This window comes from Sorangiineae bacterium MSr12523, from assembly GCA_037157775.1.
Taxonomy (GTDB): domain Bacteria; phylum Myxococcota_A; class Polyangia; order Polyangiales; family Polyangiaceae; genus Pendulispora; species Pendulispora brunnea.
Genome location: CP089982.1, coordinates 3477266 through 3501545, shown reverse-complemented (window position 1 = coordinate 3501545; position 24280 = coordinate 3477266). Strand labels below are relative to the sequence as shown.

The window sequence follows — 24280 nt, the reverse complement described above, 5'->3', positions numbered from 1 at the left end:
AAATACGCTGCGGCGAGGCGTGCACATGGCGACGAAGGTAATGCATGGGCAAGACGTTCCAGCATGGATCCGCGGCCCCGCCATTCAGGCGATGGATCTGGCGCGTTCGGGAATCGAGTCGCTTGCCTGGCCCCGCCGGCCGCAAGCCGTCAATTTCGAGATTACGGCGCAATGCGATGCGAGGTGCATCCATTGCCCTCGGCACGAGATGGACCGGTCGCAGCGGCCCATGGATTTCGAGCTGTTCACGCGCTTGATCGACCAAGCCGCGGAGCTGGGCGTCCCCTCCCTTTATCCCAATGGCTTCGGCGAGATACTGACCATGCGCGACCAGCTCGTGGACAAGTACCTTGGTTACATCCGCTCCAAGAAACATCGCTTCGAGATCGGCCTCAATTCCAATGGGTTTCGACTCACCGAGTCGAAGATCCGCTTGTTCTTCAAGCACGAGGTAGACTTCATCAACATCACGCTGGATGGCGCGACGGCCGAGACCTTCGAGAAGATACGCGTCAATCTGAAACTCGATCAGTGCGAAGCCAATGTTCACAGGCTCATGGAACTTCGCCGTGAGCTCGGCCTGGCTTATCCGCGGGTGCGGATCGGACTCATTCGCATCTCCGAGAATGAACACGAGCGCCCGGCCTTCATGGAAAAGTGGAACGGTAAGGTCGACTTCGTGGGCATCGGTGGCTTCACCAACCGCGCCGGAAGCCTCGACGCCTCGTTCGAAGTCGGAGAGCACATCCCCGTAACGGGAGCCTGCGTGCTGCCGTTCCGGGACCTCAACATCTGGGCCGATGGAAAAGCCGTTCTCTGCTGCGACGATTGGAACGAAAGCTATGTCGTGGGCAATCTCAACGAGGAGTCGCTCGAGCAAATATGGCACGGCCCCGCCTTGAAGAAGGCGCGGGAGCTTCACATGGCCGGACGCGGCGCCGATCTGGACATCTGCCGCTCGTGCAACATGTGGCGGGCGCCCATGCGCACGGCGAGGCTCTGGGCCTGAAATAACGAAGCAGGGGCACGGAGAACTCCCTCTTTCAAGTTCTCCGTTCTCGTCCATCAGCCTCCGAATCGGAGTAGCCCGTATTTCCCGAGGCGGGCACGTAAATGCAAATGCGACCGCGCGGCCCCACGAGATCGCCGACTTCGAGAACGCGTGGCCGAAGTCCGCTTCGAAGCAGTCGTGGATGCGACGTAAGACTCATGTCACTCCTCGGCTTGGCGGTAGATTCGAACGAGGTAAACGAGCGCGCCGCAGAGTACGAGCACGCTGACGAAGAGCGCCAACCGCGGCGACACCACGTGGGTGCGTGCACCGATGCGGACGAGCCACCAGTACACGGTGTTGTAGTCGGAGGACGCGAGCACCTCGACATTGGTCGCCGGGCGTCCCTCGTCCAACATGGGAAAGGTCGTTCCGTTCCAAACGGATGCGAGCGAACGAAGCACCCAGGGAAGGCGCAGGCAAACGGGCGTGCATCCGCAGACCCACGGCGTGCATGCGCCGGGCTGGGCCGCATTCATCACGGAGAAGCGATAATTTTCAGCGCTCGAGGACTCCATGACCGAGAGCAGCTGCACGAAACCGGAGACGGCGAGCAGCGGATAGAACCTCACACCGCGCGCGAACAACGACGCGAACGCCGGAGCAAGAAGCACTAGATCCGATACGAGAAAACGCGGCCCCCAAGCGAAGCCGCCATCCCAACTGGAGTAGCTCGCGAAGAAGAGGAGGCTCGTGCACCAGGCAGCCAGCGCGTACCACGTTAGGCGGCGCACGAACCCATCGAGAGGAGCTTTGACGAGCCAGCCAAGCATGAGAATGGCCGGGCAAAACCAAAGGAGGCCACGGTGCGGGCTCACGAGAAGTGCGGCGGCGTTGCGCGGAGCATCGTCGGGGACGAAGAACGGAATATGGCTTTCCCGGAAGAAGATGCCATATCCGGTCTCCAGTGGATCTTCGAATCGATACCAGTTGTAGGTCAGCAAAAGCGACGCCACGATTCCCAACAAGAGAACGGACGGCCCGAGGTAGCGCCTCCAACGCCGCATGCGGCGCCCGACCTGCATCCAGTCTGCGAGGGTGGTGATTCGAGCGGCGTACACCCATTCGGCGAGGACCGCTACGCCCAGCGCGGCCAGAACCGGTGCCACGGACCAGCGTGTCGCCACGGCGATGGTGGCGCCTGCAGCCGCCCACAAGAGGCCCCGCGGATCGTTCGAGTGAATTCGCAACAGGCCGTGCATGATGACGACCCACGCCAGCGCAATCAGGTTCTCCTCCTGCCCCGTGCGCGAGTAGTGCCAAAGCGGCGTGCAAAGCGCGAGTACGGCCGTGGTGAGCAGAGCAATCTTTGGAGAAAACTGCAGCCGGCGAAGCAGCGCGAAGAGGAGCACCAAGGTGAAGGCCGACAGGGCGGGCGTCACGACGAGTGCCATGGTGAGCTTCGCGATCTTGTCACCTGCAGGTGGTGCGATCGCTTGGGGCACGATGACCACGGGAAGCATCACGACGGACTGCAGGGGGCCGTAAAATGAGAAGCGACGTCCGTCGGAACCGATTACACCCGCGGTGGGACCGCCGACCTCGCGCAAGTCACCGCCCGAACCTCGAATCCACGAGACGGTGGTTTGATACCGCTGGAGTCCTTCCGAAACCTCGAAGCTTCCCGACGACGTGATCATGAAGATCACGTAGAAGGCGCAGAATATGCGAGGCATTATGGACTGGCGGAGCCAGCGCACACCGCGACGAAGGCGCGAAATGAGACGTTCGCGCACGGCGGCCGCCGAAAGAACCCGTGCGAATGGCGCACGAGTATCCCGGGTGGCCATGGAGAGCGAGGCAACGATGGAATTCACGAGGTCGAGCCAGACGCCCTTTCGTCAGAGGGAATTGGTACGAGCGCCTCGTTTCCGTCAGCCGGTTTCGATCTTCATGTCTCGTGCGTCATGAAGAAACGTTCGCTCCACCGCGGCCGACACGCGCGGGTGCTCTTGGCTCGGTGGCGAGAATCAGCTCAGCCATAGGCCAGCAGAAGCGGAAGCATGTCACCATAACGCAATGTGCACGGGTGCGCCAACGCGCACGAGCGCCGTCTGCCGACGATGTCCACCGGCGCGGTGGCCGTGCAGAGTGAATCTTCCGAGCCTCATTCAAATTCGCGAATTACCCAACTATGGCATCGACGATATCGCGATAGGACACGATGAACCTTCGTATTTCGAAATTCGCTCGGACGGCATCGACGCGTATTCGGCTTTTGGCCCCGATGTTCAACGAACGCGGCGCTCGACGACGAAGAGTACCAATTTCCCCCCGAGGACGAGATCAATGGCAATCGTTCCGAGATCTGTTGCATCAAGGGCCCAAGCGGAGGACACTACGCACAGGACGAAAAATCCTGATGTCAACCGAACGTCGCGCGTAAATCTTAATGTTCGGGGGCAATTCCCCGCATGGCGAAAAAGCCTGCCACGGAGGGCAGCACGATGGACATCGAAGTCCTGCTGGATGAAGAGCTCGAGAAGACGGCCTTTCAACTCGAACAGGCGAATCAGCGCCTCGACGAGTTTCACGACTATCTCGATCCGGCGTGGCTCGCGCTCGAAGCCCAGGCGCGTGCACTGCAACTACGGCTCTACGAGCTCGAACAGGTGGAAATCGAATGGGAAAAGGCCCTGCGACGGACGCGTCCGCCCAGCAACTGATTTTCCGCCCGGTCGAACCGTGACGGAATCGAGAGGGTCTTTGGCGCGTTCGTCAGAACGATGCACCGATGGCGCGTCGATGGCCGAACGTACGCCCAGACGTACGCATCCGATTCCTTGCCGTACCGCGTAAAGAAGCACACCTCGCGGTTGATTCGGCCGCATGCCGACTGCCCGCGATGGCTCCAGAAGAACAAGGTGACGAATCTGGGTGTGGCCATCCCACGCCTCGACGGCATCCTCGTGCGCCCGGGCGAGTATGATTCATTGGCTCGCGATGCACAGTCCACTCATGATTGGGGAACTGCGCGCAGCAGAACGCCTCGCGCATTCGTATTCGGTATTCGAGCGCGAACATCGATTCGTGCGCCACGATGGACATGTATTTCGCGAGAACGCGCTATCGCGACGTGTGCGCCGCCGCAATGACGGTGCCCTCGTACGGGACGAATTCATCAAAGCGAATCGCGCCCGGGTCCTTTACGAGGTAGCGCATGTTGCGAAAGGGAGAGAGAACGCCAAGACGCCAAGGTTTAGGAGGGGAGGGCGTCTTGGCGCTTTCCCAAGGTGCATCAGGCCAAACGCTGGAACCCGGAGTGCTTCACGGGACCGCGCAGGAGCTTCTCCACGGTGCCCTCTTCGAGGGCGCGCGCCACCACGTCGAACGATTCCGTCACCGCGCCGAGGTACTGCTCCAAGTGCGCCGGCTGATGCGCGTACGACGCGTAGAGCTGCGCGGACGCGAGGAACCCGCGATCGAGCATCGACTGAATGAACAAGGTGACCACCGCAGCCTTGTGCTCACACTGAATATCGAAGTGCGCCAAGGGGTCGATGCCGTCGATGTGCAAGGTCAGGCCCGTTTGCTCGGCCGCGCGTTTCCAACCGGCCTTCACGGTGCGGCCCACTTGAATGAGGTGCTCCGCCACGTTCTTGTCCCGATGCTTGCGAATCGTGGCAAGCGCCGCCACCGGGCCCACACGCTCCGTCCAATAGGTGCTGCTGATGAACGTGGACTGCGCCGCCTCCATGACCGCGCGCTTTCCGATGACCGCGGCCATCGGATAGCCGTTGCCCATGCCTTTGGCGAAGGCTGCCAGATCGGGATCGACTCCGAATTTGCGATGAATGCCGCCGGTGAGCACCCGGAAACCCGTGGTGACCTCGTCGAAAATGAGCACCGCACCGAGGCGACTCGCCGTCTCGCGGATCTCCTCCAGGAAGCCGGGAGCCGGTCCCTCGGCGCGGCATGGCTCCATGACGATGGCCGCGAGCTCCTTGCCGTGGGTCTCCACCACGCGGCGGAACTGCTCGATGTCGTTGTACATGAACGGGAACATCGTGTTCGCGAGGCCGCGCGGCACGCCCGCCGGCTCGAGTCCGCTCAACAAATGATTGCCCAGAGCGTCGGTGGCGAGGTTCGCCGCCAGGTACCAATCCTGCCAGCCGTGGTATCCGCAGAAGGCCACCTTGTCGCGCCCCGTCGCCGCACGCGCGATGCGTACCGCAATGGCCATTACCTCGCCGCCGCAGCGCGCGAAACGAGCCATGTCGGCCCAGGGGTGCAGCTCGATGAGCAGCTCCGCGAGCTCGACTTCCTCGGGCGCATTCAGCGTGCTCATGGTCCCGGACTGGATGGCCCCGAGCACCGCCTGATCGACGTCTTCATCGGCAAAACCGAGGACACATGCACCGACGCCAAAGTGCGTGGTGTCGAGGTAACGGCGCCCATCGAGATCCCACACCTCCGCGCCCTTGGCGCGTGAGTAATAGGCGGGCCATTGCTCGGGAAGGAACATCTCGGGGCGCTTGGAGAGCAGCTGCGTCCCGCCCGGAATGAGCGTGCGTGCCTTCTTGTAGAGCCGCTGTCCGCGGCCCGTGTCACCGGTATTCGAGCTCACGAGGATTCTCCTTACTCAAGGGTATATCAAGCATGTAATCGCGCTTATCGATGTAGCCGCGTTCGACGAGAAACTCGGCATAGGCCAGATCGTGCATCTCGTCGATTTCGAGCGACACGTGCTGCGGCATCACGAGGCCGTAGGTATTTTCGTCGTGATAAATGTTCTTGTGCGCGCGGAAGTAGTCCCAGCGAAACAGGTAAAGCGCGCCGTTCATCGTGTACTCGGTCGGTACTTCCTGGCGCCCGGGCGAGGAGCGAAACTCGCGCATTTTTCGGACAATCGTGGGAATGTGCCCTTCGGCATCCAGCGGTCCCACGAACACCGAGCTCGTTTCGACCTTTCGCATGCCGACGACGGCATTCGCCCCCGTTCGCATCATGAGCTCGATCGCGCGATCGTAGTCTTCGGTCCGCCCGAAGGGCGTGGACGGCTCGAGCAGCATGATCGCGTCGAAGCGCCCCTTCCCCTCCGTTTCGTCGAAGAAGTCCATGGCGTGCCAGATCACGTCTGCACTGGAGGCCGTGTCGCTTGCCAACTCGGCGGGACGCGTAAAGGGGATTTCCACCCCGAACCGGCGCGCCTCGGCTTGGATCTCCTCGCTGTCCGTCGACATGACGATGCGCTGGCAATACCTCGAGCGGAGTGCGGCGCCGGCTTTGAATCCAATCAGCGAGAGACCGGAAAGTTTGCGGAGATTCTTACGCGGTACTCCTTTGGAGCCACCGCGCGCAGTCATCAGGAAAAGTACGTTCATGGCAACTCCTGACAATTGGTCATCGTTAAACCGTCTTGACTGGAAACCCCACGTTCTTGAGATAGGCACGGGCCCGTGGTGGGTTGTTGTCTCCGAAGTGAAATAAGCTTGCGCAGGCCACGGCGTGCGCACCCGCGCGCAGGCCTTCTTCGAGGTGGCGAAAATTGCCCGCGCCGCCGCAGACGATGACGGGCTTGTTCGTGGCCTCGACCGCGCGAGCGAGCATGTCGAGGTCGTAGCCGCCCATCATGCCGTCCTGGTCGATGGAATTGACCAGGATCTCGCCCGCCCCCAGCTCATCGAGTTTGCGCACGTGGTCTTGCAATTCCAACTCGGTGCGAACGCGGCCGGAGCGCACGTACACGGCATAGCGATTCCCCTCGCGGCGGACGTCGATGCCGGCAATCACGCATTGGCTGCCGAAGGTTTCGGCCACCTCGGAGACGACCTCGGGCCTTTCCACCGCGCCGGTGGTGATGACGACCTTGTCGGCACCGGCCGCAATGAGCGCGCGCACTTCGGCCTTGGTGCGGATACCGCCGCCCACGGCGAAGGGCATGAAGGCCTCCTCCGAGACGCGCGAGAGGATCTCTGCGAGGCGAGAGCGGCCGGTAACGGTGGCCTCGATGTCCAGAAAGAGCAGCTCGTCGGCCGCCTGGGCGTTGTACACGCGCGTGGCCATGACCGGGTTGCCGGTGTCACGATAGTCGGTGAATTGCTTGCCCTTCACCACGCGATCGCCGCGCAAGAGCAGCACGGGAATGATCCGCCGCTTCAGCATGTGCCATCCCATGCGGCGAAGCGCTCGAGGAACGCAAGGCCGCCCGCCTGGCTCTTCTCCGGATGGAATTGGCACCCGACGATATTTCCGCGCGCCACCACCGTGGCAAAAATGCGTCCATATTCCGAGACGGCCACCACGTCGTCCGGGGACTCGGGATCGAAATAGAACGAGTGCACGAAGTAGTAGTCGACGTTCTTCTTCGGTACGTCGAACACCGGGTGCTTGCGCTGGCTTTTCACGTCGTTCCATCCCACGTGGGGAATCGGATGCTCGCGTGACGACTCGAGCGGGCGCACCTTGCCGGGGATGAGCCCCAGGCCCCGATGTTCGCCGAACTCGAGCCCCACGTCGGCGAGAAGCTGCATGCCGACGCAGATGCCCAAGAGCGGTTTGCCCGCGGCGGCGTGCGCGCGCAAGGCCGGCTCGAAACCGCGCGCGCGCAGGCTGTCCGCCGCAGAGCCGAACGCACCGACCCCGGGCAGGATCAATCTGTCACAACTGGCCAGCGCCTCGGGATCGGTGAGAACGTCCACGTCGAGACCGACGTGGTCGACGGCATTGCGCAGCGAGCGCAGATTTCCCACGCCATAGTCGATGATGCCTATCATACGACCTTCAAGAAGACGCGCGGACGGCTGGCTTCGTCGTCGCCCGCACCACCTTCTTTGTGCCAGAGGTCCTGATCCCACAGCCGCGGCGCTTCATCCGTGCGGCTGTAGTCGTGATGGTACGGTGACACCTCGGTCGCGCGGACGATGGTGTTGAACTCGTCCTCGGAGATCCCGAGGTAGCCGAGCAAGACGTCCAGCGAGGGCGGGCGCTTTCCTTCGTTCATGACGTAGGGCAGCGCCTGCTCCGGGGTCATGCGGCCGTTGCGCACGTGGAAGGCGGTGATCTGCGTAGAACGCGAATAGCCGCGCTTCATGTACTTGATGTAGTCGCGCGGGCCTTGCATGAAGCACTCGATCTTTTCGCCGTGGCCGTTGATCTCGGACGGCACGCCTTCGAGCTCGTCGGTCTCCCAGCCGAGCTCGCGCTTGATGATCTCGGAGTTCTTCGTGTAGTCCCAAGGGATGAAGCTGCCCAGGCACACGCTGCAGTACTGAATGCGTTTCAGCTCCTTCAGCGCAGGGTACGTGTACGGGATGAAATCGCGCCGGTCGACCGGATCTTCCGGCGAATTGATCATGCCATGCATGTCCTCGGCGGTGATGCCAAGGTTGCGGCACATATTGAACTTGGCCTCGTCCTCGTACTCGATCTCGTCGTTCAGGTAATCGTAATAGTGCGAGATCTCGGCGAGGGGCTCACCCCAGAAAATGAGCGGCACGTTGTAACGAATCGCCACCTGCAAGGGATAGGTGTAAATGCCCGAGTGGCAATGCCAGCAGAAGTCCGTCTTGCGCTTGAAGGCCTCGAGCATGACGCGCTTGACCAGCTTCCAATTCGGCGTGAACTCGAGGAAGTCGGCCCCCAATGCCTTGAGGGTGCGCTCGGCATTCTGTCGCACGGTGGGGCGCATGAAGCCATGGTTGAAGCGCACGACCAGCGGCTTCAACTTGTATTCCTTCATCAGGTAATAGAGCTGGAAGGTGCTGTCCTTGCCCCCGCTGAAGGGAACGATGCAGTCGTAGTCCGATTTGTCCCGATATTTGGCCACGAGGGCGTCGAGAAGCTCCTTGCGGGCTCCCCAGTCGATGACCTTCTTGTGCTCCGTCGACCTGCAGATATTGCAGACTCCGTCCTCATCGAACTCGATGGTCTCGTACGTCTCCGGAAGATGACATCGTCTACAACGCCTCATTTTGAACATGGGTCCCACGCCAAGAAGTAGTGTGTTGGTTACTGGTACGTTGAACGGTACACGACGTTTTTTTCCGCTACTGGATCGACGCCGATGCAATCGAGCCGCACGTCGTCGAAGAGCTCGCGCGACCTTTTGGCGAGGCCCGCCGTGAATGCTTCGATGCGAGTGACCCGCCATTTGATCAGGCGCATAGCGATCCGTGCCCGCTGCTCCGCCGAGGGCGCTTTTCCAATTACCTCTTCGGCTATCCGCGCTGTTCCCTTGAGGTCAATCGCGGCGAACATTACCCATAGTTGGGTTGCAATATCGCGATGAGCATCGTGGTGGCCGGTGGGTCGGCCGTGAGGGGCTCTTGGATGATGCGGGAAGAAGATGTTTGGATTTCGGGAGGTGCCATCGTGATGCGTGAAGACGTGCCGAACGGTTCCGTCGTGTCCGGCCGCTCCCCTCAGCTCACCATTCGCCCCACGAAACGCAACGTAATGCGTGATCTCTTTCAACAAGTTAAGCCCCCCTTCCCGACCGTAACGTCAGGGAGCGTAGCGGCCGGTTAAGGAAACAGTCAACTCCCGATGGAAGGACGCTCCGGGCAGACGAGTGGCGCACACAAAGTTAAGAAAATTGGACCGGTGAGCGCTCACTCGCGACGTAAACTCCAGTAGAGGGGTCCGCCGGTTCGACATCGGCTGGAACGCGAGCGTGTGCCTGCACGGGTTCGCGCATCTGGTCCGCACGGGGGCTCGACCTCACCGCTTGAGGTACTCTCGAACACGCCTCAAGCTTGGCGGAAGATGTCGGCCGCAAGGCGGCACGCCGCACGCATGCGCCGCGTCAAGTCGGACATCGAAACGCGCAAGCGCGGTCAGGTCGGCGACGGCTCGCCTTGCTGCCCGAACAGGGACTGAACCACGTCTCGCTTTGCGCGCTTGATGACGATGTCCGGGGATCGTCCAAAGACGATGGCATTGCCCTCGATGTCTTGATCGAGAATCTTCGTCCCAAGCGATATCCAAGTATTCCTACCGATATGCGTTTTGCCGACGACGGCCGTATCCCCATAGAGAATGACGCCTTCGTCGAAAGTGGGATAAACGCCCGACAGGTTCCCGCCCACCGTGCATCGCTGGTACACGAAGAAGTAATCCGCGTACTTCGCACGCCCCAAGACCGTCCCCACGGGATGCTGCCACGCGAAGATGTCCGGGAGTGCGACCTCGTAATAGACATCGAGCGCGTGAAGCGCTTTGTTCAACCCGTAGACCTTGGACGCGAGCGCCGGATCGCCCTCCATGCGATGAATGGAGTTCGAAAGGAAGTAGAGGTACATCGCGTACTGGTCGGTATTGAGATGGTTGAAGCTCGGCTCTCCGCCCGCGTGGAAGTACTTGACCCTCGTGTGGAGAAAGCAGTGCTCGAGCCGCTCGAGGGCGCGTTCGTGGTATCGGTGCAGAGCTTCGGCCGTCACGGTGCCATCCGGGAAGGTGGTGGAGATCTGACGGGCCACGTACTGCGCAAGGACCTCGCGCTCGAGGGACAATTTCATGGCCCTCCAAAGTTGCATGTGCTCGCTTTGGGTGCAAGCCGCGCTAGCCTTAACACCGTGTTGTTGGCCGTGACGACACCGTGCTACGGTCCGCAGCGATGTCGCTGGTCGTGCTCGTTCTCGGCACCGGATCGATCGGAATGCGGCACCTCCAGGTGCTGTCGGAGATCGAAGGGATCCGTGCCGTGGCCGTGCCCGCTCGTGCAGAACGGGTGGACGAGCTGGCGACCCAGGGGCATGCGGCCTTGGCGCTCGAGGACGCTCTGGCCCTCGGGCCAACGGCGGCCATCGTGGCGACGGACACTGGCCGTCATGTGAAGGACGCCGCCCTGCTGCTGCGGCACGGATGCCACGTTCTCATCGAAAAGCCGCTCGCGCCGACCGCCCATGGCATTGCACGCCTTGCCGAGATCGCCGAGGCGGAAAAGCGGACGGTGGCCGTCGGCTGCTACCTGCGCTTTCATCCGGCGCTTGCCCTGTTCAAGGAGCTCCTGGGCGAGATTGGGGACGTTCACCATGTGAGCGTTGCCTGCCAGTCGTACCTCCCGGAGTGGCGGGCGAACGTGGATCATCGCCGCACATACGCGGCGCGCGCGGAAGAAGGCGGTGTTCTGCGCGATCTGGTGCACGAGATCGACTACGCCACGTGGCTCTTTGGAAGGCCGTTGGAGGTCTCGGCCATGCTCACCGCAGGTGACTCCTTGGGCATCGCCAGCGATGCCGCCGCCGATCTGCTGTGGCGAACGGCCGGCGGTGCGACCGTGGCAACGCGGCTGGACTACCTGACGCGCGTTCGACGGCGTTGCATCGAGGCCTTCGGGCGAAAGGGCGAGATCGCTTGGGACGCGGTTGCCAACACGGTGACGGTGCGGACCAACGGCGCCGAGGATCGCGTCAACCACGTCGGCTGCGAACGGAATACGATGATGCGCGAGCAAATCCTGGCCCTGCTCGCCTGTGCGCGCAAAGAGCCCTTCGACGCGCGGCTGACGTCGTTCGATGACGGCGCCTTCGCGATCGCCCTCTGCGACGCGGCCCGTGCATCGTCGGCGTCGGGCCAAGTGCAACCCGTCCGAGACTGGAGAAAAGGATGAGCGTTCATCCGGTGCTGGGCATCGTCCCCGCCCGCGGAGGCTCGAAGGGACTGCCGCGAAAGAACATTCGTCCGCTGGCCGGGCTCCCGCTGCTCGCCCATACGCTGCGGTGCGCGGAGATGGCGCCGGTCGTGGATCGCGTGATTGTCTCGACGGACGATGCCGAGGTGGCCGACATTGCACGCGCCCACGGCGGCGACGTGCCCTTCATGCGTCCCGCCGAGCTCGCGCGGGACGACTCGCCGATGATGCCGGTGCTCGCCCACGCACTCCGTGAGGCGGAGGCGCAGGATGGTCGACAATACGGCAGTGTGTTGTTGCTCGACCCCACGAGCCCCGCACGTTTGCCCGAGGACATTGCGCGGGCGGTCGAAATGCTCGCGGCGGCACCGCCCCATGTCGATGGCATCGTGGCGTGCTCCCGCCCCTCGTTCAATCCATTCTGGGTCGGCGTCACCGCGAAGGACGGCTTGCTCGAGCGCGCCTTCGATGCGACCCAGGTGTACGGCCGCCGCCAGGACGTACCCACGTTCTACCGTGTGAACGGGGCACTCTATCTTTGGCGACGGGACTTCGTCCTTGGCGCGGACGCCTCGTGGCTCACGTCGGGCAAGCACCTGTTGCTCGAGATCCCCGAGGCGCGCGCCTTCTCGCTGGATGACGAGCGGGAGTTCCGGTTGCTCGAGCTACAAATCGAGCACGGACTCTTGAACCTGCCCTGGCGGACAGGGCCTACGTAAGCTCCTTCTTCAGCACCGCGATCACGCGCTCTTGATCCTCGTCCGACAGCCCCACCGAGCACGGTAGGCTGAAGCTCGAGGCGGCGAGCGATTCGGCCACCGAGCCATCGCTCAGGCGGGCAGCCTTCTCGTACATCGGCATGGTGTGCAGCGGGCTCCAAATGGGGCGCGCTTCGATGCCCACCTCGGCCAGGTTCGCGAGGATCCTATCGCGCGTGGCCTTGCCACCGGTTCGCGCCATCACCGAATAAAGCCAGAACGACGGATGGGCCCAACTGGCATGCACCGCCGGCATGAGCACCGGATGATTGGCCAACGCCGCATCGTAGCGCGCGGCAATGGCGCGTTTGCGCGCGAGGAAATCCGGCATGCATTCGAGCTGCGCGAGACCAATGGCGGCGGCCACATTGGTCATTCGATAATTGTATCCAACTTCGTCGTGGCGATATTCCGCCCCGGGAAGGCGCGCCTGCGTGGTCAAATGCTTTGCGCGCCGTGCGAGCTTCTCGTCGTCGGTGGTGATCATGCCGCCGCCACCGCACGTGAGGATCTTGTTGCCGTTGAACGAGAAGCACCCCAGCAGGCCGATGCTTCCCACCTGCTTGCCCGCGAAGCGCCCTTCGGTGTACGTCGCGCCCAACGCCTCCGCCGCATCTTCGATCACGGGGATGCCGTGCCGCGCGCACACGTCGACGATGGGCTCGATGTTGGCAGGGTGTCCCAGCAGGTGCACCACCTCGACCGCGCGCGGCATGCGCTCGCCCGCGCTCGCCCGGCGCTCGATTTCGGCGACGACCGACACGGGGTTCAAATTGAAGGTCTGTCGCTCGGAGTCGACGAACACCGGCTGCGCGCGCTCGTAGGCAATGGGGTTCGCCGATGCGATGAACGTCAGCGTCGGCACGAAGATCTCGTCCTCGGGCGTCACATCCAGAAGGCGCAGCGCCACATGGATGGCCGCCGTCCCCGTGGCACACGCCACCGCATAGCGCGATCCCACGAAGTCGGCAAAGGCACGCTCGAAGCGCTCCACGAAGGGCCCCACCGACGAAACGAAGTTCGTCGCGACGCACTCCTCGAGGTAGCTGCGAACGTTGCCGACCAGCGACGGCTCCGAAAGGGCGATTCGTTTATTAGAGGTGGAGCTCATTGGGTTTGTACGATCCGAGATTTTGCCTCAAAAAGTCGCATGTGCGGCGCAGGCCCTCTTCCAAGGAGGTGCGTGCGCTCCATCCCAGCCGCGCACCGGCCACGGCCGGATCGGACTGCAGAACGAGGACCTCGCTCGCGTCGGGCCGCAGGCGGCGCTCGTCGGTGATGACCTTGGCGTCCACGCCGGTTACGCGGCACGACATCGTGAACAGCTCCTCGATGGAGTACGGCGTGCCGGTGCCCAGCTGGATGGTCTCGCCCTCGATGCCCGGCGTTACGGCCGCGCGCACGAAGCCATCGACCGTGTCCGATACGAAGGTGAGATCGCGCCGGGTGTCGAGGCGCCCCAGCTTGATCTCCTTTTTGCCGGCGAGCAGCTGCGTCAGCATGGCCGGAAGCACCGCACGGGCCGATTGGCGCGGGCCATAGGTGTTGAAGGGGCGCAGCACCACCACGGGCACGCCGAAGCTCTTTTGGTACGAGAGCGCCAGTTGGTCGGCGGCGACTTTGGATGCCGCATACGGCGATTGCGCATTGAGCGGATGCGTCTCCCGAATGGGAAGCTCCGCGGGCGTGCCATAGACCTCGCTGGTGGACGTGTGCACCACGCGCGAGATACCCCAGCGGCGCGCCGCCTCGAGCACGTTCAAGGTGCCCACGACGTTGGTCTCCACGACCGAGCGCGGCGCTACGTACGAATGGGGAATGGCAATGAGCGCGGCCAAATGGAAGACCGCCCGCGCATCGCGGCACGTCTCCGAAACCCACTCGGCATCGCGCACGTCGCCCAGGCGCACGTCGAGCGCAGCACGCGTCTCGGCGGGAACGGAATCGAGCCAGCCCCACGTGCCCTGCGAGTTGTAATGCACCACCGCGCGAACCTTCGCACCCTCGGCCACGAGTCGCTCGGTCAAATGGCTGCCAATGAACCCTGCGGAGCCGGTGACGACCACCGTGGCGCCGCGCAAAGACGCCAGCTCACTCATGGGGCACGTCCCCCAGCGCCTGGCGCAGTTGATCGCGCTGCCCCACGTCGATCCAATCCTCTTTGACTTCGTATGCGCGCACCGTTTCTCCTTGGGTGATGAGCTGCTCGATGGCTTGCGTCAGCGGGTAGTACTCTTTGGGGATGCGAGCGATGAGCTCGGGCGAAAACACGTAAATGCCGGCATTGACGATGCGCGACAAGGTGGGCTTCTCCTCCAGCGCCATCACCCGATCGCCGTCGACCTCGACGCAGCCAAAGGGCACGCGGTGGAAATACTGACGCACGCCAATGGTGGCGCGCGTACCGGTGCCCGCGTGCAGTGCATGGAAGTCGATGATGCCACCGAGATCGGCCTCGGTGATCAAGTCGCCGTTCATGACCAGCACGGGATGCTTCGGTGCTTCGGGCAAAAGTGCGAGCGCGCCGCCGGTGCCCAGGGGCTGCTCTTCCTTCAAATAGTCGATGCGGCATCCGAACGCGCGGCCATCGCCGAAGTGCGCCTCGACTTGCTCGCCGAGGTAGTTGATCGCCAGGAAGATGCGCTCGATGCCCACGCCCACGAGATGCAGGACGATGCGCTCGAGAATGGGGCGGCCGGCCACGCGGATCATCGGCTTGGGCACCGAGTGCGTGAGCGGTGCGAGGCGGGTGCCGCGACCTCCGGCCATGACCACGGCCCAATTGGGGCGGCGCTCGTGGCGGACGATGTCATGCAAGCGATGCAGGCCGATGAGGCGCTGCTTGTCGTCCAAAATGGGCACGCCGTGGATGCGGCGGGCCTCCATCAATTCGAGCACCTGCACGCGGCTCGCGTTGGCATCGACGGAGACGAAGTTGCGATTCACGAAAGGCCGCACGGGGCTGTCGAGCGAGGCTCCGCCGAGCAGCGCGCGGCGAACGTCACCGTCGGTGACGAGGCCGACGACCCGCAGGCTCGCATCGGTGACGAAGGCAATTTGCGCCGAGGTCCGATTGAGGCACACGAGCGCGTCGCGCAGCTTCACCCCTTCGTTCAGCAAGCATGCATCGAGATCCATCGGTACGTTCACTTCCTCCAAGGCCGCGCGGGAACCCCCACGACGGTGTCTCCGGTTTCGACATTTCCCACGACGACGGCGCCCATGCCCACGACGGCGTCCGAGCCGACGGTCACGTGGTCGCGGATGCGGGCGCCCAGGCCGAGGGTGGCCCGGTCACCGATGAGTGCGCCTCCGCCAATGGCCACGGCGGGCCCAACATGCACCAAGGTGCCGACCTTCACGTCGTGCTCCACGATGGCGCCGCTGTTGACGATGGCGTGATCGCCAATGGACGCCCCCGTGTTGATGACGGCTCCCGCCATGACCACGATTCCATGGCCTACTTGGACGCTCGGGGACACCCTGGCGTTCAAGTGGACTACATTGGCCCACCTTACCCCTGGGTGGCGCTCGGCGATGAGGCGGCGGCGCCGGGGATCGCCGACGCCGAGCACGAAGAGGGCTTGCTCGGCATATTTCGTAAGAACTTCATCGTCTTGACCGAGCCAACGCAAGCCCAGCCGTTCCTCGGTGGCAGGCACCGGCTGCCGATCCGAGTACCCCACCTCCGTCCACTCGCCCGTCCGCGATCGCGCCGCGTCGATGACGACCCGCGCGTGCTCCCCGCCCCCGAGAACGATCAGGTCACGGGGCATTCTTTTTCGCCCCTTCTTTCCAGAGCGTCACGGGCTTCTTGCGCGGCGGCCGCCCGAACGACGTGGCGGCGAGGATCTCCACCGCCTTCTTGCCGATGCTGCCCGGCGCGATGACCTCGGCCCCGGCGGCGCGCAGGCCGTCGCGGAAGCTCGAGCCCAGGGCGCGTTCGAGCGCGGCGACGATGGCGTCGGGATCCGTGGGCACGTCGATCACGTTGGCTTCGCGGCGGCGTCCCTTTTGGCGATCGCCGACGTTGACGGCGGGAAGAAAGAGCGCAGGCGCCTCGATGAGCGCACTCGAGCTGTTGCCCAGGAGCGCGTCGGCCAGGCGCAGAAGGCCCCAGTAATTGCGCTCGCCCAGCGCCTCGGCGGCCACGCCGCGAACCTTGGCGATCACGCCCTGCATGTGCGCACGCACTTGCTCATTGCCCGGGTCGGCGTTGGGCAAGGTCACCACGTAGGTCGCGGGCACGCGCTCCATCGCCGCCGCGACGGCGCGGGCGTCTTCGTCTTTTTGCAGGGCGAGGGTCGTCGGGTGCACCGTCACGAGCACCAGCGGGGGCTCGAGGGCGATGCCCAGCTTCGCCTCCAACTCCGCGCGGGATGGGAGATCCGCCCGGCCCAAGTTGTCGAGCCCCGGCGCGCCGACGACGTGCACCGACGCGGCATCTTCGCCCAAGGCGAGCACGCGATCGCGATGCTCGGGATGGCTCACCAGGTGCAGATGCGCAAGCTTCGTCACCGCGTGGCGAATGGCATCGTCCATCGCGCCCTCGGTTTGCTCACCGCCATGCAGATGCACGACGGGGATGCCGACCAAGGTGGCCGCAAGCGCCGCGGACAAGGTTTCGAAGCGATCGCCCACGAGGACGAGGGCATCGACCTGCAGCCGCACGAGCGCCTCGCCCACGCGGGCCGTCGCATCACCGGCTTGCTCGAGCGCGGTGCGCGATGCACCGTGAGCGTCCTCGGTCCATGGCAATTCGGCGGCAACGTCGAAGCCGTCCTCGCCGATGAGATCGACCACGCGGCCGAATCGTGGCGAGCAGGCCATGCCTCCTGCCACGAGCACCAGGTCCAACGCGGGGTGCTCCTTCAACGCTGAACAAACGGTGCGGAGGATGCCCCAGTCCTGTCGTCCCGTCGTCAGAACGGCAATGCGCCGCCGCTCGATCATGGGGCTCCTTCTATCGCATGGTGCACATTCGTGCATCTTTGATTTACGCTGCGCGGCGTGAAACGCGTTGCCGACATGTTGCGCCTGGACGGGCGCGTCGCCTTGATCACGGGGGGAGCAGGTCACATTGGTCTTGCCTGCGCGGAAGCGCTTGCCGAAGCGGGCGCACGCATCGCTTTGAGCGACCTGAACGAGGAGCATACCGCCGACCGCGCATCGCAGCTCGCGCGCGATTTCGGGGTGGATGCGGCCGGCTTTGCCGTGGATCTGTCGCGCAGCGAGCAAACCGCCGCGCTGGTCGATCGCGTGGTCGAGCGTTTCGGCCGGCTCGATATTCTGGTGAACAATGCGGCCTTCGTGGGCACGAGCACCATCCCCGGTTTCGCGGCACCGTTCCAAGAGCAGAGCATCGAGGCGTGGGATGCCGCCATGCGCGTGAATTTGACGGCGCCGTTTCAGCTGGCGCAGCGCGCGCAAGCCGCGCTGTCGGCGCACGCGCACACGGGCGCAATCATCAACGTGGGCTCGATCTACGGGGTCGTTGCACCGCAGTGGAGCCTCTACGAGGGGACGAAGATGGCGAACCCCGCCGCCTACAACGCGAGCAAGGGCGGTATTTTGCAGCTCACGCGCTACTTGGCCTCCGTGATGGCGCCGCGCGTGCGCGTGAACTGCGTCAGCCCCGGCGGCGTCGCGCGCGGACAGGATCCGCGCTTCGTGGAGCGCTACGTCGGACACGCGCTCCTCGGGCGTATGAGCATGGAGGAAGATCTGAAGGGCGCGTTCGCCTACCTCGCGAGCGACGCGGCGGCCTACGTCACCGGCCAGCACCTCCTCGTCGACGGCGGCTGGACGGCCGTGTGACGCGCGGTTACTCGTTGATCAAGTCGTCTTCGGCGTAGTCGCGCGAGGCGGTTCGCCCGAGCAGCGCGTCGTAGAAGCGTCCGCTCATGCCGGTGCCGGGTCGCTTCAAGGCAACGTTGGCCGCGGTGAAGGCTTCCCCCTTGCGAATGGGCGCCGCGGCCACCAGCGAGCGCCGTGCGGCGGCGCGCATGGCCACTTCCGCGGCGGTGGGCATTTTGCGCGGGCTGCCCAACGAGAGCGCGACGTCGCGCAACATGGCGACGAACGACACGAGCTCCTCGGGCTCCAGCGAGGCCTTGTGATCGGGCCCCTCCAGGGTGCGATCCAAGGTGAAATGCTTCTCGATGACGGTCGCCCCCAAGGCCACCGCGGCCGCGGAAACGCCAACCCCCAGCGTGTGGTCCGAGTAGCCGACCCCCGTCTGGAACGCGTCGCGCATCGTCTGCATCGCGCGCAGGTTCACCGCCTCGGCGGGCGCGGGATACAGGCTCGTGCAGTGAAGCAAGGTCACACGCTCGGCCACGAGCGCCGCGCCTCGATCCGACCAGAGCGACTCAGGCCCCTGCCCCAGCCATGCGGCGGTCAGAATGCCCAGCGCGCCCTCGACCTCCGACAAGGTGCCCATGCCCGTGGACAGGATCACCGGCGTATTCTGCTGCGCGATGGCCCGAAGCAAGAGCGGGTTGTCGATCTCGCCCGACGGCACCTTGAAGCGCTTCACGCCGAGGCGACTCAGAAGCGCGACGCTGTCGACGTCGAACGGTGTCGACATGAATTCGATGCGGCGTTCCCGACAGCGCTCGACGACCTTGCGGTGCGCGTCCTCGTCGAGCTCCAGTGCGCGCAGCATGTCGAGCTGCGAGCCAGCCTTGCCCGTGGCCTTCTCTTGGTACTCGGCCTTGGCCGCACTGCGCGTGGCCAGCGACTCCGCGCGGAAGGTTTGAAACTTGATGGCATCCGCCCCGGCGCGGGCCGCCGTGTCCACCAGCTCGAGGGCCAAATCGAGGCGTCCGTTGTGATTGACCCCAGCTTCCGCGATCACGAAAACAGTCACGAATTCATCCTTTGTTCAAAAGAAACAAGAGAAGTGAACCGCCAAGACGCCAAGAACGCCAAGGATTTTCAGCATATCAAAACAAACTTGGCGTCCTTGGCGTCTTGGCGGTTCCTCTCTCCTATTCGAGATCGCGTTCCGCCGGGTCAGCAGATCACGAAACCGGTCGCAGCCGTCCGGAGGCGCTTGCGGCGCGGGCACGCACCACGCGCTGCAGTCGGGTTTCTACGGCGTCGGCCACCAGTTGCAAGAGGATCTCCGCCTGCGGACCGACGGCCCCATCGGGGCTGTCGAACTGGAACTCGAGCTCGAGCGGATTCGACGTGGCATCGAGGAGAGCAAACTTGGCCGACACCGCCTCGCGCAGGCCCCGAGCGGCGGCCGTCGGGGTTTCCCAGCGGAAGCTGCCCATGCGCGCGCCAGAGGGAGCCTTTGCCTCCACGGCGAGAAGACCGTGCTCCTCGCAGAAGCGCTCGAGCGTCTTCGGCAGATCGTCGAGGTTGGCGGCCGAGATGCGCGAAATTACGTCGGGGACCGCGCGCCGCAGCTTGTCGACCATCGGATCCATGCCCCGGCGCGAGGCGAACGTCACACTGAACGCGCCCACGAACCGGACCACGCCGAAGATGAGCGTGGTGAGCACCACCAGCGCGACACCCACCTGCCAGGAGCGCCCGAAGTGCAGGCCGAGCGCGATGATGGTGAAGGCCAGGCTGATCGCGTAGAGCACCAGCACCGCGCGCCGGTGGGTCAGCCCCAAGTCGAGCAGGCGATGGTGAATGTGCCCGCGATCGGCCGCGAAGATCGAGCGGCGCATCATGAACCTTCGCGCGATGGCGAAGAGCATGTCCATGATGGGCAACCCCAGCGCGACCAGCGGCGCGATGATGGCAATGAGCGTGGGCGTCTTCTGCGTGCCCGCGCCTCCCAACAAGGCACTCGCGGCCAAGGCGAATCCCAGGAACATACTTCCCGAGTCGCCCATGAAGATCTTCGCGGGGTTGAAGTTGTAAAACAGGAAGCCCACGATGGCGCCGCCCAAGGTGACCGAGAGCAGCGCGATCGACACGTTGTGGCCCATGAAGGCGACCACCGTGTTGGTCAGGCACGCGAAAAACGCCACGCCGCCCGCCAGGCCATCGAGGCCGTCGATCAAATTGAGCGCGTTCACGATGCCGCAGAACCAGAGCACCGTGACGGGCAGCGCGATCCAGCCAAAGCTGATGGCCCCGATGAACGGAAGCGTGACTCCGTCGATGCGAAGGCCGCTCGCGTAGGCGAGCACGGCCGCGGTGACCTGCAGGGCGAGCTTCATTTTCGCGCCGACGCCGATCACGTCGTCGCATAGACCGAGCCCGGCCATGATGAGCGAGCCAACCACCAAGCCGCCGACCACACGCGGTTGCGAAAACAGAATGCGTGCGCTCTGGGTGTCGAGCGCATAGAGCACCACCAGCGGAACGAAGAAGCCCAGCACGATGGCCATGCCACCGAGCCTTGGCACGCGTCGCGTGTGCACGCGGCGTGCGGTGGGATCGTCCACAGCACCAACGGCAAGCGCCAGGCGCCTCACGATGGGCGTGAGCAGGGCCGCGACCACGGTCGCGAGGAAGAAAGCGATGATTGCGCTGAACATCCGTTTTTTCTCGCGGGAGACAGCGGTTAGGGTCGGGGGACCCTAACACACCGCGGGGAGTTCGTGGCGCAACACCGCGTAGAAATTCACGCGGGCGGTGCGGCTTTTTGGTGACGGCTCCGCGAAAGAACTGCGTCGAGCTTCAGAGGGTTTAGGGGTTAGGGGTTAGGGAAGAACGCAAACTCGACCGGTAAGACGAGTCCCGCTCTTCTCTCCCCTAAACCCTAAACCCTAACCCCTAAACCCTTCAAATCCGCGTAGATAGCCAGAAGCTCGGCTCCGAGTCGGTCGCGGGCGAAGCGGCGTTCTGCCGTTTTTCGGGCAGCAGAACCGAGGGAGCTCCGCAGCACGGCATCCGTGGCCAACCGCGCCACGCTTTCGGCCATGGCATCGGCATCGCCGGGGGGCACTCCGAGTGCATCCACGCCTTCGTCGTAAAGCTCGGCGGCGCCGCCTGCGCGGCTGACGACCACGGCGCGTCCGGTGGCCATTGCCTCGACGATGGTGCGACCGAACGGCTCCGGGCGCGTGCTGGCGTGCACGACGACATCGAGCGCGCGGTACACGTCGTCGGGTCGGAGCTGGAACGGGACGAAACCCACGTGCGAAGCAATGCCGTGGGACTCGGCGAGGGCGCGTAGCTCTTCGAACGAGTACTGCCCCGCGCGACCCGTGGTGTAGATGGGCGAGCCGATGATGTAGAAACGCATCGGCGGCAGGCCGGGTCGGTTGAAGAGCCGCTTGGCGCACTCGAAGAAGACATCGTGCCCCTTCCAGCGCGCGTAGGTGGCGATGAGCCCCACCCGCAGACCGCCCTCGGGGAGCGGCGGAAGGCTGGCCATCGCATCGAGCGGCGCCCTGCGCCCCTCGGGGGTGAAGCGGCTCGTGTCCACGCCGTTGTGCATGACCCGCACGTGGAGATCCGGTGCGAGGGTGCGCAGATCATCGGCCACCGCGTGCGAATTGGCGATGGCGAGATCGGCGCGATGGCGCGCCATGCGAATCATGCGCGCCGAGAACGAGCGCGCGCCGAGGAAGTCGCGCACGTGCCAGACCAGCGGCGTCGCGCGCGGACGGACGGCGGCACCGAGCAGGTGCATCTTGATGCCGTTCGAGTGGATCACCCCCGGCGATGCGGCACGAACGACGCCCGCCAGGCGCGCCACGTAGGCGACCATCTCCGAGCCGCGCACCGCGAGGCGGGCACGCTCCCACGGCGAGACGGCGGCGAGCGCCGCATCACCCACCGACGCCGCGGCCGCAGGAAGCGGCAGCACGCGCACGTCGACGTCGAGCGCTTTCGCCGCATCGACCAGAGGCCCATCGCTGCCGGTGACCAGCGAGAGCGATGCCTGCGGAGCGAGCGCACGCAGCGACGACATGAGGTCCAGAAGGCTCATTTCCCCTCCCCCGAGCTCACCGACGGGGTTCAGAAAGAGCACGTTGGGGGCGCCATTTTTGCCGCTCATGCGTACAACCCGTGCCGTGCGGCGAAGTCCGACATGACCCAGAGCGCGAGCATCTGCGGCGCACCGCACCGCGGATCCTGCGCCTCGAAACGGTCCCACAGCTTGGAGGCCGCACCCGCGTTCACGCCAAGACGCTTCCACACGTCCTCGGCGTGGATGCTCGCACGCGCCTTTTCCTTGAGCGCACCGCGGATCCAGGCCTCCCAGGGGAAAGTGAACCCGCGCTTTTTCCGATGCGGCACCCGTTCGGGCAAGCGCGGACCGACAGCGTCGATCAAGAGCGGCTTGGGCCGCGGATCGGGCCGTTTCCACCGACCCGGCAGCGAACAGGCGATCTCCACCATCCGATGATCGAGCAGCGGCACGCGCAGCTCCAGGCTGTTGGCCATGCTGAAGACGTCCGCATCGCGCAAGAGCATGTCGCGCATGTAAGAGCGCAATTCGAACGAGGAAATCGCATTCCGCGGATCGGAGGGCATGCCGTCACGCAACGCGCGCAACACGCTCTGCTCCAGGCCGGACGAAGGGTCGGCCTCCTGCGGAAGATCCATCAGCGCGCGCCGCTCGGCCGGAAGCACGAGCTCGCGCCGTAGCATGTACAATGCAAGCAAATCCGCCGGCCGGTGCGCGAGCTCCTCGAGCTTCACGCCCCCGCGTCGCGAGGAAGCGACACGCCCGGCCAGGGCCAGCGCGCGGTTCATGCGAAGCCGGTCGGTGACCTTGCGCAGAAGCCGCGCCCGCGGAACATCGCGGAAGCTCGCATACCCGCCGAAAAGCTCGTCGCCGCCCACACCGCTCAGGGCCACGGTGAGGCCCGCATTGCGTGCCGCGCGCGAGACGAAATAGGTGTTGAACCCGTCCACGGTGGGCTGGTCCATCGCCGCGAACACGCGCTCGATGTCGCCGAGCATCTCGCCCACGTGCAGCGACTGCGTGGTGTGCGTGGTGCCCAGCAGGTGCGCGCTTTCCTCGGCCTCCGCGGACTCGTCGAAACGCGGCTGATCGAAGCCGATGGCAATGGTGTGCACCGGATCGCGGCTCACGCCCGAGGCCACGGCCGCGACGGCATTGGAGTCGACGCCGCTCGATAGAAAGACGCCCAGTGGGACGTCGGAGATCATGTGGCAGTCGACCGCCTCGCGCAGGGTCGTCGTCAGGTCGGACACGGCGCGCTCGCGCGTGCAGTGCATGCCGTCGCCGAACGGAAGCTGCCAGTATTTCACCTGCTTCTGCGGTCGCCCCTCCCAGTCGACCACGAGGGATTCGCCGGGGCCGAGCAAGGTGACGCCGTCGATGAGCGCATCGAAGCCGCACACCATGCCCTGCGCAAGGAAGCTTTCGATGGCCGCAGGCGACACGCGGCGCGGGACCAGTTCTTCGCCGGCCGCGAGCAGCTGGCGCACCTCCGACGCGAAGAGCAAGCCGCCGCCCTTCGGGTAGTACAGGTAGAGCGGTTTGATGCCCAATCGGTCACGGCAAAGCCACGCGAGGCGCTTCTTCGGATCGAGCAGCGCGAAGGCGAACATGCCGCGCAAGCCCAGCGCCGCCTCGATGCCCTTCGTCACGTAACCCTTGAGAATAACTTCGGTATCCGTCTTGGTCTTGCACGGCCGGCCGGCCGCCTCGAGCTCGCGCTGAAGCTGGCGGTAATTGTAGATCTCACCGTTGAAGGTGATGATCGCACCGCTGTCGTCGACCATGGGCTGAAGGCCCGAGGGCGTGGGCTCGATGATGGCGAGGCGCGCGTGCGCGAGGCCGGCAGCCGTGGTCCGCGTCGCGCTCGATCCGTTTCCCTCGGGCGAAAAGAAGGCCATCGCATGACCGTCGGGTCCGCGGTGCGGGATCGCGGCGAGCATGGCCGCGAGTGCAGGCTCGGCGATCTCGCGGCGTACCCCCAGAATTCCGGCAATGCCACACATGGT

The 24280-nt window shown here is 64.5% G+C and carries 22 protein-coding genes; 5 read left to right on the top strand and 17 right to left on the bottom strand.

Annotated elements, in window-relative coordinates; translation table 11 throughout:
- The first annotated feature begins 25 nt into the window (after positions 1-25).
- The gene (locus LZC95_14125) at positions 26-1009 is read left to right on the top strand and encodes an SPASM domain-containing protein (GenBank protein WXA97966.1); all 984 of its coding nucleotides are present in this window, start codon (positions 26-28) and stop codon (positions 1007-1009) included.
- A 203-nt stretch (positions 1010-1212) separates the two neighbouring features.
- On the opposite strand, the gene LZC95_14120 is transcribed toward LZC95_14125, so the two are convergent.
- Positions 1213-2691 carry a hypothetical protein gene (locus LZC95_14120; protein ID WXA97965.1) on the bottom strand — a complete coding sequence of 493 codons (1479 nt, stop codon included), beginning with the start codon at positions 2689-2691 and terminating at the stop codon, positions 1213-1215.
- 774 nt (positions 2692-3465) lie between these two features.
- On the opposite strand from LZC95_14120, the gene LZC95_14115 reads away from it, so the two are divergent.
- Entirely contained in the window at positions 3466-3717 is a 252-nt protein-coding gene (locus LZC95_14115) for a hypothetical protein (protein WXA97964.1), read from the top strand.
- A 572-nt stretch (positions 3718-4289) separates the two neighbouring features.
- Here the strand turns inward: LZC95_14115 and LZC95_14110 are convergent.
- The 7 genes from LZC95_14110 to LZC95_14080 all read right to left on the bottom strand — a co-directional run bounded on the left by LZC95_14110 (position 4290) and on the right by LZC95_14080 (position 10509).
- Positions 4290-5618, bottom strand: a complete 1329-nt coding sequence (locus LZC95_14110) for an aminotransferase class III-fold pyridoxal phosphate-dependent enzyme (protein WXA97963.1) — start codon at positions 5616-5618, stop codon at positions 4290-4292.
- Positions 5599-6375, bottom strand: a complete 777-nt coding sequence (locus tag LZC95_14105; protein ID WXA97962.1) for an acylneuraminate cytidylyltransferase family protein — start codon at positions 6373-6375, stop codon at positions 5599-5601. Before LZC95_14105 ends, LZC95_14110 begins: the two co-directional genes overlap by 20 nt.
- Before the next feature lie 25 nt (positions 6376-6400).
- On the bottom strand, positions 6401-7156 hold the full coding sequence (locus LZC95_14100; protein WXA97961.1) for an imidazole glycerol phosphate synthase cyclase subunit: 756 nt from the start codon (positions 7154-7156) through the stop codon (positions 6401-6403).
- Positions 7150-7767, bottom strand: a complete 618-nt coding sequence (gene hisH / locus LZC95_14095; GenBank protein ID WXA97960.1) for an imidazole glycerol phosphate synthase subunit HisH — start codon at positions 7765-7767, stop codon at positions 7150-7152. The genes LZC95_14100 and hisH overlap by 7 nt, the downstream gene beginning before the upstream one ends.
- On the bottom strand, positions 7764-8963 hold the full coding sequence (locus LZC95_14090; GenBank protein WXA97959.1) for an N-acetyl sugar amidotransferase: 1200 nt from the start codon (positions 8961-8963) through the stop codon (positions 7764-7766). The genes hisH and LZC95_14090 overlap by 4 nt, the downstream gene beginning before the upstream one ends.
- 38 nt (positions 8964-9001) lie before the next feature.
- Positions 9002-9469 (bottom strand): hypothetical protein, encoded by a 468-nt coding sequence (locus tag LZC95_14085; protein WXA97958.1) that lies wholly within the window; start codon positions 9467-9469, stop codon positions 9002-9004.
- A 359-nt stretch (positions 9470-9828) separates the two neighbouring features.
- Positions 9829-10509, bottom strand: coding sequence for a hypothetical protein (locus tag LZC95_14080; protein ID WXA97957.1), 681 nt, complete (start codon positions 10507-10509; stop codon positions 9829-9831).
- Between the two features lie 98 nt (positions 10510-10607).
- On the opposite strand from LZC95_14080, the gene LZC95_14075 reads away from it, so the two are divergent.
- On the top strand, positions 10608-11603 hold the full coding sequence (locus LZC95_14075) for a Gfo/Idh/MocA family oxidoreductase (protein ID WXA97956.1): 996 nt from the start codon (positions 10608-10610) through the stop codon (positions 11601-11603).
- Positions 11600-12343, top strand: a complete 744-nt coding sequence (locus LZC95_14070; protein WXA97955.1) for an acylneuraminate cytidylyltransferase family protein — start codon at positions 11600-11602, stop codon at positions 12341-12343. Before LZC95_14075 ends, LZC95_14070 begins: the two co-directional genes overlap by 4 nt.
- Here LZC95_14070 and LZC95_14065 read toward each other — a convergent pair.
- From LZC95_14065 to neuC, 5 genes are read right to left on the bottom strand one after another with little or no spacing between them, the layout of a single operon-like run.
- A complete protein-coding gene (locus tag LZC95_14065; GenBank protein WXA97954.1) occupies positions 12336-13493 on the bottom strand; it encodes an aminotransferase class I/II-fold pyridoxal phosphate-dependent enzyme in 1158 nt (385 codons plus the stop codon). The genes LZC95_14070 and LZC95_14065 overlap by 8 nt on opposite strands.
- Positions 13477-14481, bottom strand: coding sequence for a GDP-mannose 4,6-dehydratase (locus LZC95_14060; GenBank protein ID WXA97953.1), 1005 nt, complete (start codon positions 14479-14481; stop codon positions 13477-13479). Before LZC95_14060 ends, LZC95_14065 begins: the two co-directional genes overlap by 17 nt.
- The gene (locus tag LZC95_14055; protein WXA97952.1) at positions 14474-15532 is read right to left on the bottom strand and encodes a nucleotidyltransferase family protein; all 1059 of its coding nucleotides are present in this window, start codon (positions 15530-15532) and stop codon (positions 14474-14476) included. Before LZC95_14055 ends, LZC95_14060 begins: the two co-directional genes overlap by 8 nt.
- Positions 15529-16158 (bottom strand): NeuD/PglB/VioB family sugar acetyltransferase, encoded by a 630-nt coding sequence (locus LZC95_14050; GenBank protein WXA97951.1) that lies wholly within the window; start codon positions 16156-16158, stop codon positions 15529-15531. Before LZC95_14050 ends, LZC95_14055 begins: the two co-directional genes overlap by 4 nt.
- Complete coding sequence (gene neuC, locus LZC95_14045; GenBank protein ID WXA97950.1) at positions 16148-17335, bottom strand: UDP-N-acetylglucosamine 2-epimerase; 1188 nt, start codon at positions 17333-17335, stop codon at positions 16148-16150. The genes LZC95_14050 and neuC overlap by 11 nt, the downstream gene beginning before the upstream one ends.
- Positions 17336-17392: 57 nt before the next feature.
- Between neuC and LZC95_14040 the strand changes: the two genes are divergently transcribed.
- Positions 17393-18199, top strand: coding sequence for an SDR family oxidoreductase (locus LZC95_14040; protein ID WXA97949.1), 807 nt, complete (start codon positions 17393-17395; stop codon positions 18197-18199).
- Positions 18200-18206: 7 nt separating this feature from the next.
- Here the strand turns inward: LZC95_14040 and neuB are convergent, their stop codons facing one another.
- The 4 genes from neuB to asnB all read right to left on the bottom strand — a co-directional run bounded on the left by neuB (position 18207) and on the right by asnB (position 24277).
- The gene (gene neuB, locus LZC95_14035; protein WXA97948.1) at positions 18207-19253 is read right to left on the bottom strand and encodes an N-acetylneuraminate synthase; all 1047 of its coding nucleotides are present in this window, start codon (positions 19251-19253) and stop codon (positions 18207-18209) included.
- A gap of 154 nt (positions 19254-19407) precedes the next feature.
- The gene (locus LZC95_14030; protein WXA97947.1) at positions 19408-20889 is read right to left on the bottom strand and encodes an undecaprenyl/decaprenyl-phosphate alpha-N-acetylglucosaminyl 1-phosphate transferase; all 1482 of its coding nucleotides are present in this window, start codon (positions 20887-20889) and stop codon (positions 19408-19410) included.
- Between the two features lie 224 nt (positions 20890-21113).
- Positions 21114-22358 (bottom strand): glycosyltransferase family 4 protein, encoded by a 1245-nt coding sequence (locus LZC95_14025; GenBank protein WXA97946.1) that lies wholly within the window; start codon positions 22356-22358, stop codon positions 21114-21116.
- Positions 22355-24277, bottom strand: coding sequence for an asparagine synthase (glutamine-hydrolyzing) (gene asnB, locus LZC95_14020; GenBank protein ID WXA97945.1), 1923 nt, complete (start codon positions 24275-24277; stop codon positions 22355-22357). The genes LZC95_14025 and asnB overlap by 4 nt, the downstream gene beginning before the upstream one ends.
- Between the last annotated feature and the right edge of the window lie 3 nt (positions 24278-24280).

Excerpts from the sequence above, each read along its gene's own strand:
- LZC95_14125 (WXA97966.1), top strand. The coding sequence starts at position 26 with ATGGCGACGAAGGTAATGCATGGGCAAGACGTTCCAGCATGGATCCGC.
- LZC95_14120 (WXA97965.1), bottom strand. The coding sequence starts at position 2,691 with ATGATCACGTCGTCGGGAAGCTTCGAGGTTTCGGAAGGACTCCAGCGG.
- LZC95_14115 (WXA97964.1), top strand. The coding sequence starts at position 3,466 with ATGGCGAAAAAGCCTGCCACGGAGGGCAGCACGATGGACATCGAAGTC.
- LZC95_14105 (WXA97962.1), bottom strand. The coding sequence starts at position 6,375 with ATGAACGTACTTTTCCTGATGACTGCGCGCGGTGGCTCCAAAGGAGTA.
- LZC95_14100 (WXA97961.1), bottom strand. The coding sequence starts at position 7,156 with ATGCTGAAGCGGCGGATCATTCCCGTGCTGCTCTTGCGCGGCGATCGC.
- hisH (WXA97960.1), bottom strand. The coding sequence starts at position 7,767 with ATGATAGGCATCATCGACTATGGCGTGGGAAATCTGCGCTCGCTGCGC.
- LZC95_14090 (WXA97959.1), bottom strand. The coding sequence starts at position 8,963 with ATGAGGCGTTGTAGACGATGTCATCTTCCGGAGACGTACGAGACCATC.
- LZC95_14080 (WXA97957.1), bottom strand. The coding sequence starts at position 10,509 with ATGAAATTGTCCCTCGAGCGCGAGGTCCTTGCGCAGTACGTGGCCCGT.
- LZC95_14075 (WXA97956.1), top strand. The coding sequence starts at position 10,608 with ATGTCGCTGGTCGTGCTCGTTCTCGGCACCGGATCGATCGGAATGCGG.
- LZC95_14070 (WXA97955.1), top strand. The coding sequence starts at position 11,600 with ATGAGCGTTCATCCGGTGCTGGGCATCGTCCCCGCCCGCGGAGGCTCG.
- LZC95_14065 (WXA97954.1), bottom strand. The coding sequence starts at position 13,493 with ATGAGCTCCACCTCTAATAAACGAATCGCCCTTTCGGAGCCGTCGCTG.
- LZC95_14060 (WXA97953.1), bottom strand. The coding sequence starts at position 14,481 with ATGAGTGAGCTGGCGTCTTTGCGCGGCGCCACGGTGGTCGTCACCGGC.
- LZC95_14050 (WXA97951.1), bottom strand. The coding sequence starts at position 16,158 with ATGCCCCGTGACCTGATCGTTCTCGGGGGCGGGGAGCACGCGCGGGTC.
- neuC (WXA97950.1), bottom strand. The coding sequence starts at position 17,335 with ATGATCGAGCGGCGGCGCATTGCCGTTCTGACGACGGGACGACAGGAC.
- LZC95_14030 (WXA97947.1), bottom strand. The coding sequence starts at position 20,889 with ATGTTCAGCGCAATCATCGCTTTCTTCCTCGCGACCGTGGTCGCGGCC.
- LZC95_14025 (WXA97946.1), bottom strand. The coding sequence starts at position 22,358 with ATGAGCGGCAAAAATGGCGCCCCCAACGTGCTCTTTCTGAACCCCGTC.
- asnB (WXA97945.1), bottom strand. The coding sequence starts at position 24,277 with ATGTGTGGCATTGCCGGAATTCTGGGGGTACGCCGCGAGATCGCCGAG.